Raw genomic sequence first — 12,852 nt, 5'->3', positions numbered from 1 at the left:
GATGGCACAGCTGCACGATCTGAGCGCCCTGGAGGCCGCCGCCGCGATCCGCCGGCGCGAGGTCAGCCCGTCGGAGTTGACGGCGCATTACCTGGACCGCATCCAGCGGCTCGACCCTCAGGTCGGCGCGTTCGTCACGGTCACCGCCGAGGCCGCTCGCGAGCAGGCCAGGCAAGCCGACGCCCAGGTGCTGGCCGGCGCCGAGCTGCCACCGCTGCACGGCGTGCCCACCGCTGTCAAAGACCTGAACCTGACCGCCGGAGTGCGCACCACGCTGGGCTCGCGGGCGCACCGCGACTTCGTCCCCGCCGTCGATGACCACGTGGTGATACTGCTGCGCCAGGCAGGCGCCATCTCCTTGGGCAAGACCGCGACGCCGGAGTTCGGGCTGCCCTGCTACACCGAGACCGACATCGGGCCGCCGGCTCGCACCCCGTGGGACACCAGCCTGCTGGCCGGTGGCTCCTCCGGCGGCGCCGCGGCCGCGGTCGCGGCCGGCTTCGCGCCGATCGCGCAGGGCTCCGACGGCGGCGGCTCGATCCGGATCCCGGCCAGCGTGACCGGCCTGTACGGCATCAAGCCGTCCCGTGGCCGGATCTCGCGCGGCCCGCTGGACGCCGACTCCACCGGGCTGTCGGTGCTCGGACCGCTGGCCCGCACGGTCCGCGACGCCGCCGCGTTCCTCGACGCCACCTCCGTTCCGCAGCCTGGTGACCCGCATTGGGCGCCGCCGTTGCCGGCCGGCGAGAGCTTTCTGGACTGGTGTGACCGGACGCCGGCCCGGCTGCGGATCGGGCGCTATGTGCGACCGCCGATCACCGGCGCCGAGGTCGATCCTGAGTGCCGGACGGCCTGGGAGCGCGCCAGCGTCCTGCTGGAAAGCCTTGGCCACGACGTGATCGACATCGCGATGCCGATGCCGGAGGCGGTGATTCCCGCCTTCGAGACGGTGTGGGCGGTGTCGGCGGCCAGCGCTCCGTTGACACCGGATCAGGAGGCGGTGGTGCGGCCGCTGACCCGTTACCTGCGCGAGCGCGGGTCCCGGATCGGCGCGACCGAGTACTCCAACGCGCTCGGCCTGCTGAACCTCGTCAGCAGGCAGGCGATCATGGCGACCGCGCAGTACGACGCGGTGCTGACCCCGACGCTGGCGCTGCCGCCACGGCCGATCGGCTGGTTCTGCGGAACGGCGGAGGAGCCGGTGGACCCGGCTGAGGACTTCGAGCGCCAGAAGCGGTTCACCCCGTTCACCGCGGTCTACAACGCAAGCGGTCAGCCGGCGGCCAGCCTGCCGCTGCACTGGAGCGCCGACGGGCTGCCGATCGGGGTGATGCTGGTCGGCCGACCGGCCGGAGAGGCCAGCTTGCTAGCGCTGTCGGCGCAACTGGAGGCCGCCGCGCCGTGGGCCGACCGGCACCCGCCGATGTGGCAAGCCTGAGGCCCTCGGCAACCGGGCGCGGCAGGTGACCGGCTCTTGACCGGAGTGGGTTTGCCCGGTTAGCTGACCGAAACCCAACTTCCATTTCACTCGGAGCGCATTCATGACCTTTTCCCTTCGCGTGAGCCGGCGCTCCTTCGGGCTGCTGATAGCCGCTGCCACCGCGATCGCGGGCACCCTTGTCACCGTCTCCGCCGCTCCGGCCTCGGCCGGCGCTCCTGCGGCCACCAGCCCTGACCGGGTCGTCGAGCAGCTGCAGGCTGCCGGCCTCGCGTCGACGATCGCGCTGAACAACTGCTCGGCGAGCCTGGTCCGCTACCCGTCGTCCCAGGACACCGACCGGGCGATGATGCTCACCAACGGGCATTGCTACGAAGGCGGATTCCTCAGCGCCGGCCAGGTGCTGGTCAACCGGGCCAGCACCCGCAGCGGCAAGCTGCTCGACGCCGGCGGCCGCGCCGTGGCCACGCTGCGCGCCGACCTGCTGCTCTACGCCACCATGACGGGCACCGACGTCGCCCTGTACCGGCTGACCAGGACCCACGCCCAGCTCAGGAGCACGACCGGTCTGTCCGCGCTGACCATCGCCTCGACCCACCCGGTCGACGGGCGCGCGGTCTCGATCCCGTCCGGGTACTGGAAGACGACCTACTCCTGCGCCGTCGACGGTTTCGTCAGCACGCTGCGCGAGGGCCAGTGGACCTGGCACGACTCGATCCGCTACCAGTACCCGAACTCCGGTTGCCAGACCATCGGCGGGACCTCCGGCTCGCCGATCGTGGACAACACCAGCCTGCAGATCGCCGGCGTCAACAACACCCTCAACGAGGACGGCGCGGCCTGCACGCTGAACAACCCGTGCGAGGTCGCCTCCGACGGCAGCGTCAGCTACACGCAGGGGCAGAACTACGGTCAGCAGACCTACTGGTTCACCACGTGCCTGACCGCGGCCAATGCGATCGACCTGAACAAGACCGGCTGCCTGCTCACCAAGCCCTAGCAGGCCAGATCACCGGCGGACCGGCTCGATTCCTTGAAGCAGCTCCTGCGGGGCCTGCAAGCCAGGGCCCGCAGGATCGCCGCCGCCAGCGGCGGCCCTTCCCTCGCCGCCCGGTGACTGCCATTGGCCCGACGGCGCGCTCGCGCCCCATACTGAAGGCCTTGGAAGAGGAGGCCGCCCGTGTTCTGGTTGCTGATGCTGCTCGGGCTGGTGGTCGTGGTGTACCTGATGCACCGGGCGGCCAAGCGGGTCGATGACATCGAAGCGGACTCCGCCTATCAGTACGAGAACGCGCAGGGCCCCGGATACGGCTGGAAGTTCTTCAACATCCTGCGCGGCCGCGACCGCGACTGACCCACGCCGTGAGCTGACCGGCACCCGCCGATGTGGAAAGCCTGAGCCCTTCGATACCGTGTGTCGACACGGGTGTGGCCAGAGCGCTACCGAAGGCGCGCCCATGAGCGCGAGCAGCCAAGCCGGGCTCGCCAGGACGGAGGAATGCGTATGAGCGTCGTTCAGACGGCCCTGATCTTCCTCGGCATCCCGGTCGTGGGAATCCTCGCCATCGCTGCGCTGGTGTACGCCCGGGCGGCCGACCGCACGCCGCGTTACCGGCCGGGTGGGCCCTGGCAGTTCGAACCGGTCTGGTACCTGCCGCATCCCGAGCACTCCGGGCCGGTGTCGAGCATGCACTCGACCCAGCCATCCCACGCCGGCGCGCGAGCGGCGATCACAGGCCGGGTCGCCGAGCCCGCCACGGCGAGCGGCGGTGCCAGCGGTGAGTGGTGAGCTGCGCCCCGGCGCCGGCGCGACCAGCATGCAGCCCGGTGACGCGGACTCCCGGCACGGCGACCCCGACGCCCGACCCGGCGCCCCGGGCTCCCGGCCCCCCGAAGGTTCCGACTCGCGAGCTCTGGACCCCTATGACTCCGACGGCCGGGTCAAGGAGACGACCACCCCGCGGGCGAGCCTGCTGAGCCCGGATCGCCCGTTCAAACCCGATCAGCTGATGAGGATCGACGAGGCGCTGACCCTTGCCTCGCGTGAGACCGGCCTGCTGTTCAGCCTCTACATCGGCGACCTGGGGGAGTCCAGTCGGGCCACCGCCGAGGCGATGTTCGCCAAACTCGCCGCCAGCCACCACGCGCCGGTGCTGCTGGCGATCTCACCGGGCCAGCGCAAGCTCGAGATCGTGACCGGTGGCGAGTCGGCCCGCCGGCTGCCGAACCGGATCGCGGGTCTGGCAGCATTGGCGATGCGCGGGTCCTTCTCCAACGGAGATCTGACCGGCGGGATCGTCACCGGCCTGCGCCAACTAGCCGACGGCGCGGGCCCGGGCTGAGCGATGCCCGGTTCGGCGCAAGGAGATTCTCGCGGCCAGACCTGCGTGCGGGAGTCGCTCATTTAGGTCGAAAACCATCTCGATAGGGTGAGAGGCGATGACTGCCACACTGAGCGACCAGGCCCACGCCGACGCGGTCGCCGCGCTCACCGCCTCCTACGCCGCTATAGCCGAGGGCACGCCGGTCCGCCTGGCCAAGCGAACCTCCAACCTGTTCCGGCCACGCGCTGGGCAAGCGGCCGGTCTGGACGTGACCGGCCTGGACGGGGTGCTCTCGGTCGACCCGGTGGCCCGCACCGCTGACGTGCAGGGTATGTGCACCTACGAGCGACTGGTGGCCGAGTGCCTGCGTCACGGTCTGATGCCCAAGGTGGTGCCGCAGCTCAAGACCATCACCCTGGGCGGCGCGGTGACCGGGCTGGGCATCGAGTCCACCTCGTTTCGCAACGGCCTGCCGCACGAGTCGGTCCTGGAGATGGACGTGCTGACCGGCGACGGGCGGCTGCTGACGGTCAGCCCCAGCCAGCACCCGGACCTGTTTCACGGCTTTCCCAACTCCTACGGCAGTCTCGGCTACGCGGTCCGGCTGCTCATCGAACTCGACCCGGTGCGCCCCTTCGTCGGACTGCGGCATGTCCGGTTCACAGACCTCGAGGCGCTGTGCGCGGCGATCGGGCAGATCACCGCCGAGCGCAGCTGGGCCGGTGAGCCGGTGGACTTCCTGGACGGGGTCGTCTTCAGCGTCGACGAGGCCTACCTGTGCCTGGGCCGGTGGGTCGAGGACCCGATGGCGGCGGGGGCGCCGGCAGCCAGTGACTACACCGGTCAGCAGATCTTCTACCGCTCGATCCGGTCCCGCGAGCGGGACTGCCTGACGGTCTCTGACTACCTGTGGCGCTGGGACACCGACTGGTTCTGGTGCTCGGGCGCCTTCGGCGTGCAGAATCCGGTGGTCCGTCGGCTGTGGCCGGCCAAGTACCGCCGTAGCGACTTCTATCACCGGCTGATCTCCTTGGACCACCGGTTCAAGGTCGCTGAGAAGATCGACCGGGTCCGCCGTCAGCCGCCGCGCGAGCGGGTGGTGCAGGACGTGGAGATCCCGCTGGAGCGGACCGCCGACTTCGTGCGCTGGTTCGCCGAGCAGGTGGGGATGTCACCGGTGTGGTTGTGCCCCCTGATGCTTCGCGAGCCGGGCGCTGCCGACCGACGGGACTCAGATCGGCAGGCTGGGGACCAGCCCGGCTTGGCCAAGCCGTGGCCGCTGTACCCCCTCACACCGGGCCAGGTCTATGTCAACGTCGGGTTCTGGGGCACCGTGGCGATCACCGACGGCCGGGCCGACGGTGACGTCAACCGGCTCATCGAGGCGGCGGTCGCCGAGCACGCCGGGCACAAGTCGCTGTACTCAGACGCCTTCTATGACAGGCAGGCCTTCGAGGCGGTGTACGGCGGGGACGTCTACGCCGTGCTCAAGGACACATACGATCCCGGCCACCGGTTGACCGGGCTGTACGAGAAAGCGGTGGGACGCAGATGAAGATCGCCGACCTGGTGTCGATGCTCACGGCCGAGGGCGCGCCGATGCGCTTCACCGCTTATGACGGCAGCTCGTTCGGCTCGGCGGACTCGGAGATCACCCTGGAGCTGGTCAACGAGCGCGGCCTGCGTTACCTGGCCACCGCGCCGGGTGACCTGGGGTTGGCCAGGGCCTACGTGCAGGGCGACCTGCTGCTGCACGGCGCGCATCCCGGCGATCCCTACGACGCGCTGCAGTGCCTGGGCAGCTGGCGGTTCCGGCGGCCCACCCCCAAGGAGGCCGGCGTGCTGATGCGCGAGCTGGGCTGGCGCAACCTGGTGCCGCCGGAGCCGCCGGCGCAGGAGGCGTTGCCTCGCTGGCGCCGCGTGGTAGAGGGGCTGCGGCACTCCCGCGACCGGGACGCCCAGGCGATCGGCAAGCACTACGACGTGTCGAACGAGTTCTATGAGAAGGTGCTCGGCCCCTCGATGGCCTACACCTGCGCGGTGTTCCCCAAGCCCGACGCCAGCCTGGAGGAGGCGCAGGAGGAGAAGTTCGACCTGGTCGCTCGCAAGCTCGGCCTGGAGCCGGGCATGCGGCTGCTCGACGTCGGATGCGGCTGGGGAGGCATGGCCCGGCATGCGGCCAGCCACTACGGCGTGCAGGTGGTGGGTGTGACGCTGTCGGCCGCCCAGGCCCGCTGGGGCGCCGCGGCGGTCGAGCGTGACGGGCTGAGCGGGCAGGTGCAGATCCTGCACAGTGACTACCGCGACGCTCCTGGCTCGGACTACGACGCCATCAGCTCGATCGGCCTGATGGAACACGTCGGGGTGGGCAACTACCCGGCCTACTTCGCCTTTCTCAAGGGCAAGCTGCGCGACGGCGGCCGGCTGCTCAACCACTGCATCACCCGGCCCGACAACAAGCAGGACCCGATGCCGGGCCACTTCATCGATCGCTACGTCTTTCCCGACGGCGAGCTGACCGGCTCGGGGCGGATCATCACCGAGGCGCAGAACGCCGGCCTGGAAGTGCGCCACGAGGAGAACCTGCGCGAGCACTACGCGCTGACCCTCAAGCACTGGTGCGAGAACCTGGTGCGCAATTGGGACGCCTGCGTCGCCGACGTCGGCGAGCCCACCGCCCGGATCTGGGGCCTCTACATGGCAGGTTCGCGGTTGGGCTTTGAGACCAACGGCGTCCAGCTGCACCAGGTGCTGGCGGTCAAGACCTCCTCGTCGGGTGACGCGCGGTTCCCGCTGCGTCCGACCTGGGGTTCCTAGGCTTCAGCGGTCGGCGGCGGCGTCCACCGTGCGGGCGCGAAGGGCCCGCGCGACCTCGCCGCGCCCCTCGCTGATCAGCCGCCGCAGGGCAGCCGGCTGGCTGGTGTCGGCCACAAGGGCGTCGGCCAGCCGCAGCGTCTGCTCGTCGATGGCGCTGGACCAGGACGGGAAGAGCATGACGATGATGCCCTTGGCGTTCTCGGCGGTGAAGCGGTCCCAGATCTCGGCCGCCTCTGCGAAGTACCTGGCTGTGTAGGGCGCCAACAGCTCGGATTGCCACGGATCGCGGAACCCGATCCGCACCGCCTTCCTCACCGCGGCGCTGAGGTCCGAGTCCTGGGTCGCCATCGACCAGGCCGTGGCCTTGGCCTCGGCACTGGGTATCCGGGCGCGGGCGGTGGCCGCTTCGCGCGCGCCGGCGGCTGACGGGTCATCGGCTTCGACGGCCGCGATCTCGGCCTCGCCGGCGCGACCCCGCGCCACCAGGGCCCGCACGATCAGCCAGCGCAGGCCGATGTCCACCGTCAGGCCCTCCAGCTGCTGCTCACCCGAGAGCAGCCCGGCCGCGAAGTCCAGCTGCTCGCCGGCGCTCGCGGTGTCCAGCAGCGCGTGCACCCAGGCCAGCTGGTGGTCTGACCCGGGGGCCGCGGCGCGGGCGTTGGCCAGCGCCAGGTCGCCGAAGCGGGCCCGGCCGGCCGGCGCCCAGTCCGGGTCGGCGTACATCTCCAGGGCCTGCAGCAGCTGCTTGTTGACCGCCTGCACCACGCCGACCACGGACTCGCTGCCCGCGGCCGAGATCACCAGGTCCAGGTAGTGCCGGGTGGCCAGCTTGCCGTCGCGCACCATCTCCCAGGCCGCCGACCAGCACAGGGTGCGGGCCAGCGAGTCCTGCAGCGCGGCCAACCCGCCGTGGCGCAGCGTGTGCAGGCTGTGCTCGTCCAGCCGGAGCTTGCAGTAGGTGAGGTCGTCGTCGTTGAGCAGCACCAGGTCCGGCCGGCGTTGCCCGATCAGCTCGGCGATCTCGGTCCGCGCACCGTCGACGTCGACCTCGACCCGATGGGTGCGCACCAGCTTGGGGGCCTGGTCACCGGCATCAGGGTCGGTCTCGTAGGAGTACAGGCCGATGCCCAGCCGGTGGGGACGCAGGACGTTGTCCGGCGAGGTCTCACGCGGCGCGTCCTGGATCACCGCGAACGAGCTGAACCTGCCGTCGGAGTCGAGCTCGAACTCGGCCGACAGCGTGTTGACGCCGCTGGTCTTCAACCACAGCCTCGCCCAGCCCGACAGCTCGCGGCCGGACGTGGCGTTCAGCGCGTCGAGCAGGTCGGCGAGGGTGGTGTTGCCGAAGGCGTGGTCGGTGAAGTACTGGCGCACACCGGCCAGGAATTGCGGCAGGCCGACGTAGGCGACCAGCTGCTTGAGGGCGCTGGCGCCCTTGGCGTAGGTGATGCCGTCGAAGTTCACGTCGACCGCCTCGACGTCGACGATGTCGCAGGCGACCGGGTGGGTCGAGGGGAGCTGATCCTGCTTGTAGGCCCAGGTCTTCTCAGCGTTGGCGAAGGTCGTCCAGGCGTCGGTCCAGGTCGTGGCCTGGGCCTGGGCGATGAAGGCCGCCCACTCGGCGAAGGACTCGTTGAGCCAGAGGTCGTCGAACCACCGCATCGTGACCAGGTTGCCGAACCACATGTGGGCCATCTCGTGCAGGATCGTGGTGGCCCGGCGTTCGTAGCGCACGCTGGTGACCCTGCTGGTGAAGATGTAGTCCTCCACCATCGTCACGCACGCGGCGTTCTCCATCGCCCCGGAGTTGAACTCCGGAACGCAGACCTGGTCGTACTTGCCGAAGGCGTAGCGGTAGCCGAAGTTCTGGTGGTACCAGTCGAAACCCTGCTTGGTGATGGTGAACATCTCGTCGGTGTCGAGGTGCTCGGCCAGCGAGTCGCGGCAGTACAGGCCGAGGTCGATGCCGTCGTGGTGATCGGTGGCCTCGTAGAACGGGCCGGCGACCAGCGCGGTGATGTAGGTGCTCATCCGCGGCGTGGTGGCGAAGTGGACCGTCTTGGTCTGGCTGTGCTCATGCCCTGCGTCCTCGACCTCGGTCACGGCCCCGTTGGACAGCAGCTTCCAGTGCGCCGGGGCGGTGACGTGCAGCGTGAAGCTCGCCTTGAGATCCGGTTGGTCGAAGCAGGCGAACATCCGCTTGGCGTCCGTGGTCTCGAACTGGGTGTACAGGTAGACCTCGTCGTCGATCGGGTCGACGAACCGGTGCAGGCCCTGGCCATTGGTGGTGTAGAGCAGGTCGGCGTCGATCACCGCCACGTTGTGCTCGGCCAGCTCGGCGAGCACGATCCCGTCCGCCGGCTCGTAACCGCTGACGTCGACCGGGCGGCCGTTCAGGCTGACCTCGTGAAAGCGGTCGGCGATCACGTCGAGAAAGGTCGAGGCCCCCGGCCGGTTGGCGGTGAAGGCAATGGTGGTGCGGCAGCGAAACGTCCGCTCGCTCGGCCCGCCGTCGGCGTCGGTCAGGTCCAGCACCACGTCGTAGCTGTCCACTCGCAGCAAGCCGGCGCGCTGCTGAGCGTCCTGCCGCGTCAGGTTGGGCACTCGAACCGTGTTGGCGTCGATCCGGTAGGCGTCAAGCCCGCTGGTGGGCAGGCCGGGCGCCGGGCGCATACTGGGCACGGAATGCCGCTCCTTTAGAGGTTGTTACTCGAAGAGCGTGTCACGCGCTCAATGAAGGCATTCTTTCACATTGTGACTATTGATTAGGGGCTGCATGATGGCGGACGGCACGGCGCAGAGCCGGGCGAAAGTCGATTTCTGGTTCGATCCCTCGTGTCCTTACGCATGGGTCACCTCGCGCTGGATCCTGGAGGTCGAGAAGCACCGGGACATCGATCTGAGCTTTCATGTGATGTCGCTGGCGGTGCTCAACGAGGGCCGCGACCTGCCTGAGAACTACCGCAAGATGCTGGACGGGGCCTGGGGCCCGGTCCGGGTCGCGATCGCCGCCGAGCAGCACCACGGCAACGCCAGCCTGCGCGAGCTCTACACCGCGTTGGGCGTCAAGAACCACAACGAGGGCCGACCTTTCGACCGCCAGACTCTGGTCGAGTCGCTGACCGAGGCCGGGCTGCCCGAATCGCTGGCCGACGCCGCGGACTCCACCGAGTACGACGAGGCCCTGGTCAAGTCCCACCACGAGGGTATGGACGCGGTCGGCTTAGAGGTCGGCACGCCGGTCATCCACATCGACGGGGTGGCTTTCTTCGGCCCGGTGCTGACCCGGATTCCGCGGGGCGAGGACGCCGCCAAGGTCTGGGACGGCGCCCGGTTGCTGGCTGAGTATCCCTACTTCTTCGAGATCAAGCGGACTCGCACCGAATCGCCCAGGTTCGACTGAGCGACGGCGGTCAGCGGTCATGCCTGCGATCTTTCACATCGTGGCCGAGCCGGACTGGCGGGCTGCCTGCGCGCAGGGCAGCTACCGCCCGCCGTCGCTGGAGCAGGAGGGCTTCGTGCACTTCTCCTACCGCGACCAGGTCGCCAGGACGGCCAACGCCAGGTTCGGCGACCGGGTCGACCTGCTGGTGGTGGAATTCGACCCTGCCCAGCTGGCCCATCCGGTCGTCGATGAGGACCTTTACGGCTCCGATGAGGATTTTCCCCATGTCTATGGACCCATCGCGACCACGGCGGCGGTCGCCGAGCACCGGTTGAGCCGAACCCCCAGCGGGGAGTTCAGCTTTCCGCTGGACTGATCGCGGCGGGCCCTTGCGCGAGCGGGAGCCCGGCCATGCTTGTCCACGACGGTGCTGGCACGATTGCCCGCATGCGCGTTTACCTGGGCAGCGACCACGCGGGATTCGAACTCAAGGGCGTGCTGGCTGCGCACCTGACGGCCGCCGGGCATGACGTCACCGATTGCGGGCCGCACAGCTACGAGCCCGAGGACGACTACCCGCCGTACTGCATCGGCACCGCTCAACAGGTCGTCGCCGATCCCGGCAGCCTCGGCATCGTGCTGGGCGGCTCCGGCAACGGCGAGCAGATTGCGGCCAACAAGGTCACCGGGGCTCGGGCCGCGCTGGGTTACGACCTGCCTACCGCCATTCTGGCGCGGCAGCACAACGACGCCAACGTGCTGGGCCTCGGCGCCCGGATGCACAGCCAGGACGCAGCGCTCTCCATCGCCGACGCGTTCGTGAACACGCCGTTCTCCAACGATCCGCGCCACGTCCGGCGGATCGGCATGCTTGCCGCTTTCGAGCAGAGCGGCACGCTGCCGGACTGAGCTCAGGCCTCCGGCGGCTGCCAATTCCGGCGCACCACGACCACATCGCGCTCGGCGGCGGCCAGCTCGGCCGCGGTCGGCCTGGCCACGTCCCTGGCCCGTAGCGCGCCCCCCAGGCCGACCTGGGACGGTGAGCTGCCGGCGAGCTCGCGCCAGCCGCGTTCGGAGTCACGGCCGTGGCCGCGACCTGCGTCCTCCCGGCGGCTGGACTTGGCGGAGCGGCCTGTGGCCGGGTCTGGTTCGACGCCGTCCCCATGACCCCGCCCGGACCCGGCGGCCTCGGAGGACCGCCCCGCCGGCTCGGCGGCAGGCGGGCGTGGCCGACGCCGCCGACGTGGCCGGTCCTGCGCTTGAGTCATGCGCTCATCCTGCCCGAACGGGCACTGGTGGCGAAAGCGGACACGGTCCGTAACGGATCAGTACCGCTTCGCTATCGGAAGCGCCGCTGCTCGGTTACGGTGAGGTCACCATGACGGCGGCTACCCCCACCAGCCTCAACCGCTTCGCGCGCAGCCTTCGCGCCCGAGCCAAGCGGCCTTCCGAGCGCGTCGCCGCCGTGATGGCGGTGCTGCTCCTGCTGCTGGGCACCGGTTGCTCACTGCTGGACGACAGCCAGGTCGAGGTCGCCGCCGTGGTCATGATCGTCATGGTGCTGTCCTCGCTGGTGCTGGGCGTGCGGGCGATGCTGGCCTTGTTGGCCGCCGCGGCGCTCTGCCTGGAGATGGTCGCTCTGACACACGGGCCGAACCCGGGTCACCTGTCGGAGTCCGCGCTGGCGATGGTGGCGGTCACCGCGCTGGTCGCGCTGCTGCAGGCACGGCGGCGGGATCGGCTGGGACTCAAGCAGGTCAGCGCCGAAACGGTGTTGGGCCTGATCCGGGACCGGCAGTTGGTGCAGGCGCGACCACCGGCGGTGCCTGCCGGTTGGAATGTCGAGATCCAACAACGGCCCGCGCACGGGGCGGCGATCTCGGGTGACTTCGTCGCCAACCGGTTGGTGTGCGAGGGAAGCAGCCAGGTGCTGCACCTGGCCGTCATCGACGTCGCCGGCTACGGCATCACCGCCGGCCCCCGCGCCCTGTTGCTGTCCGGCGCGGTCGGCGGCCTGCTCGGCTCGGTGCCCGCCGAGCAGTTCCTGGCCGCCACCAACGACTACCTGGCTCGCCAGCAGTGGTCGGTGGGGCTGGCCTCGGCGATCTACGTCGAGCTGGACCTGGGCAGCGGCGAGTACAGCATCCGGGTCGCCGGACACCCGCCCGCACTGCACTTCCGGCCGAGCCAGGCGCCGCCGTGGCGCACCTCGCCGGCTGCCGGGACGATGCTGGGGGTGCTGCCGACGCTGGCCGGGGTGCTCGACCAGGACGTCCTGCAGCCGGGCGAGTCGCTGTTCCTCTACACCGACGGGGTCGTGGAGGACCGCGGCCGCGACATCGACGTCGGCACCTTGCGGCTGATGGACAACGTCGAGGCGTTGGCCGGCGAGCGGCCCGACGGCGGCGGGCTGGCCCGGCTGCTGATCGAGCGGGTGCCCGGCAAGCTCGACGACGACCGGACCCTGGTGATGATCCAGCGCCTGCCATCGCGCCAGCCCAGAGTCACCGGTCGGTCCAGCGACGGTCATCCGGCTCAGCGGCAGGCCAGCCACCAGCCCAGCCAATGGCATGCCGGCCAGCAGCCCAGCCAGCTAAATGCAGGCCAGCAGCCCCGTCGGACGGCGATCTCCACCCGCACCCCGTGACGGCCTCACCCGAGCGCCTCAGCCGGGCGCGCGGGGGGTCAGCCGGGCGCGAGGGTGATGCTCGCTTCGGCGGGGACGCCTCGGCGCGCGGTGCCCTAGTTGTGATGTCCAGGCAGGTTGGTCAGGCGGCTGATCGGCGGTAGGGCTCCGATTGCGCTGTGGGCTCGGTGGTGATTGTAGAAGTGCAGCCATGCTGGGAGTGCTTGGCGGCGGGCTGTCTCGGAGTCGTAGTAGCGGGCGT

The 12,852-nt window shown here is 70.1% G+C and carries 14 protein-coding genes; 11 read left to right on the top strand and 3 right to left on the bottom strand.

Annotated elements, in window-relative coordinates:
* Position 1 precedes the first annotated feature (1 nt).
* From VGB75_19995 to VGB75_19965, 7 genes are all read left to right on the top strand, one after another.
* Complete coding sequence (locus VGB75_19995) at positions 2–1,438, top strand: amidase (GenBank protein HEY0169332.1); 1,437 nt, start codon at positions 2–4, stop codon at positions 1,436–1,438.
* 103 nt (positions 1,439–1,541) lie between these two features.
* Positions 1,542–2,438: a serine protease gene (locus tag VGB75_19990; GenBank protein ID HEY0169331.1), complete on the top strand. Its 897-nt coding sequence runs from the start codon at positions 1,542–1,544 to the stop codon at positions 2,436–2,438.
* A 180-nt stretch (positions 2,439–2,618) separates the two neighbouring features.
* Complete coding sequence (locus tag VGB75_19985; protein ID HEY0169330.1) at positions 2,619–2,792, top strand: hypothetical protein; 174 nt, start codon at positions 2,619–2,621, stop codon at positions 2,790–2,792.
* A 150-nt stretch (positions 2,793–2,942) separates the two neighbouring features.
* Positions 2,943–3,227 carry a hypothetical protein gene (locus VGB75_19980; GenBank protein ID HEY0169329.1) on the top strand — a complete coding sequence of 95 codons (285 nt, stop codon included), beginning with the start codon at positions 2,943–2,945 and terminating at the stop codon, positions 3,225–3,227.
* Positions 3,208–3,780 (top strand): DUF5130 family protein, encoded by a 573-nt coding sequence (locus VGB75_19975; GenBank protein HEY0169328.1) that lies wholly within the window; start codon positions 3,208–3,210, stop codon positions 3,778–3,780. The genes VGB75_19980 and VGB75_19975 overlap by 20 nt, the downstream gene beginning before the upstream one ends.
* 97 nt (positions 3,781–3,877) lie before the next feature.
* A complete protein-coding gene (locus tag VGB75_19970; protein ID HEY0169327.1) occupies positions 3,878–5,317 on the top strand; it encodes an FAD-binding oxidoreductase in 1,440 nt (479 codons plus the stop codon).
* Positions 5,314–6,579 carry a class I SAM-dependent methyltransferase gene (locus tag VGB75_19965; protein HEY0169326.1) on the top strand — a complete coding sequence of 422 codons (1,266 nt, stop codon included), beginning with the start codon at positions 5,314–5,316 and terminating at the stop codon, positions 6,577–6,579. The genes VGB75_19970 and VGB75_19965 overlap by 4 nt, the downstream gene beginning before the upstream one ends.
* 3 nt (positions 6,580–6,582) lie before the next feature.
* Here VGB75_19965 and pepN read toward each other — a convergent pair whose 3' ends face one another.
* On the bottom strand, positions 6,583–9,252 hold the full coding sequence (gene pepN / locus VGB75_19960) for an aminopeptidase N (GenBank protein ID HEY0169325.1): 2,670 nt from the start codon (positions 9,250–9,252) through the stop codon (positions 6,583–6,585).
* A 106-nt stretch (positions 9,253–9,358) separates the two neighbouring features.
* On the opposite strand from pepN, the gene VGB75_19955 reads away from it, so the two are divergent.
* Genes VGB75_19955 through VGB75_19945 form a run of 3 tightly spaced genes read left to right on the top strand, consistent with a single transcriptional unit; the run spans position 9,359 to position 10,873 of the window.
* A complete protein-coding gene (locus VGB75_19955) occupies positions 9,359–9,982 on the top strand; it encodes a DsbA family protein (protein ID HEY0169324.1) in 624 nt (207 codons plus the stop codon).
* A 19-nt stretch (positions 9,983–10,001) separates the two neighbouring features.
* Positions 10,002–10,340 carry a DUF952 domain-containing protein gene (locus VGB75_19950; GenBank protein ID HEY0169323.1) on the top strand — a complete coding sequence of 113 codons (339 nt, stop codon included), beginning with the start codon at positions 10,002–10,004 and terminating at the stop codon, positions 10,338–10,340.
* A gap of 35 nt (positions 10,341–10,375) precedes the next feature.
* Positions 10,376–10,873 (top strand): ribose-5-phosphate isomerase, encoded by a 498-nt coding sequence (locus VGB75_19945; protein HEY0169322.1) that lies wholly within the window; start codon positions 10,376–10,378, stop codon positions 10,871–10,873.
* Positions 10,874–10,875: 2 nt separating this feature from the next.
* On the opposite strand, the gene VGB75_19940 is transcribed toward VGB75_19945, so the two are convergent.
* The gene (locus tag VGB75_19940) at positions 10,876–11,232 is read right to left on the bottom strand and encodes a hypothetical protein (protein ID HEY0169321.1); all 357 of its coding nucleotides are present in this window, start codon (positions 11,230–11,232) and stop codon (positions 10,876–10,878) included.
* Positions 11,233–11,342: 110 nt separating this feature from the next.
* On the opposite strand from VGB75_19940, the gene VGB75_19935 reads away from it, so the two are divergent.
* Complete coding sequence (locus tag VGB75_19935) at positions 11,343–12,611, top strand: PP2C family protein-serine/threonine phosphatase (protein HEY0169320.1); 1,269 nt, start codon at positions 11,343–11,345, stop codon at positions 12,609–12,611.
* Between the two features lie 95 nt (positions 12,612–12,706).
* On the opposite strand, the gene VGB75_19930 is transcribed toward VGB75_19935, so the two are convergent.
* On the bottom strand, positions 12,707–12,852 hold a 146-nt coding region (locus VGB75_19930; protein HEY0169319.1), incomplete at its 5' end, for an integrase core domain-containing protein.

It is taken from the genome of Jatrophihabitans sp. (assembly GCA_036399055.1).
In the GTDB taxonomy this organism is placed as follows: Bacteria; Actinomycetota; Actinomycetes; order Mycobacteriales; family Jatrophihabitantaceae; genus Jatrophihabitans_A.
The sequence above is the reverse complement of the archived record's forward strand: the minus strand, read 5'-3'. Positions and strand labels throughout refer to the sequence as shown.

Coding starts and splice junctions, on each gene's coding strand:
- VGB75_19965 (HEY0169326.1), top strand. CDS start 5,314: ATGAAGATCGCCGACCTGGTGTCGATGCTCACGGCCGAGGGCGCGCCG.
- VGB75_19990 (HEY0169331.1), top strand. CDS start 1,542: ATGACCTTTTCCCTTCGCGTGAGCCGGCGCTCCTTCGGGCTGCTGATA.
- VGB75_19955 (HEY0169324.1), top strand. CDS start 9,359: ATGGCGGACGGCACGGCGCAGAGCCGGGCGAAAGTCGATTTCTGGTTC.
- VGB75_19995 (HEY0169332.1), top strand. CDS start 2: ATGGCACAGCTGCACGATCTGAGCGCCCTGGAGGCCGCCGCCGCGATC.
- VGB75_19980 (HEY0169329.1), top strand. CDS start 2,943: ATGAGCGTCGTTCAGACGGCCCTGATCTTCCTCGGCATCCCGGTCGTG.
- VGB75_19950 (HEY0169323.1), top strand. CDS start 10,002: ATGCCTGCGATCTTTCACATCGTGGCCGAGCCGGACTGGCGGGCTGCC.
- VGB75_19935 (HEY0169320.1), top strand. CDS start 11,343: ATGACGGCGGCTACCCCCACCAGCCTCAACCGCTTCGCGCGCAGCCTT.
- VGB75_19940 (HEY0169321.1), bottom strand. CDS start 11,232: ATGACTCAAGCGCAGGACCGGCCACGTCGGCGGCGTCGGCCACGCCCG.
- VGB75_19945 (HEY0169322.1), top strand. CDS start 10,376: ATGCTTGTCCACGACGGTGCTGGCACGATTGCCCGCATGCGCGTTTAC.
- VGB75_19970 (HEY0169327.1), top strand. CDS start 3,878: ATGACTGCCACACTGAGCGACCAGGCCCACGCCGACGCGGTCGCCGCG.
- pepN (HEY0169325.1), bottom strand. CDS start 9,252: ATGCGCCCGGCGCCCGGCCTGCCCACCAGCGGGCTTGACGCCTACCGG.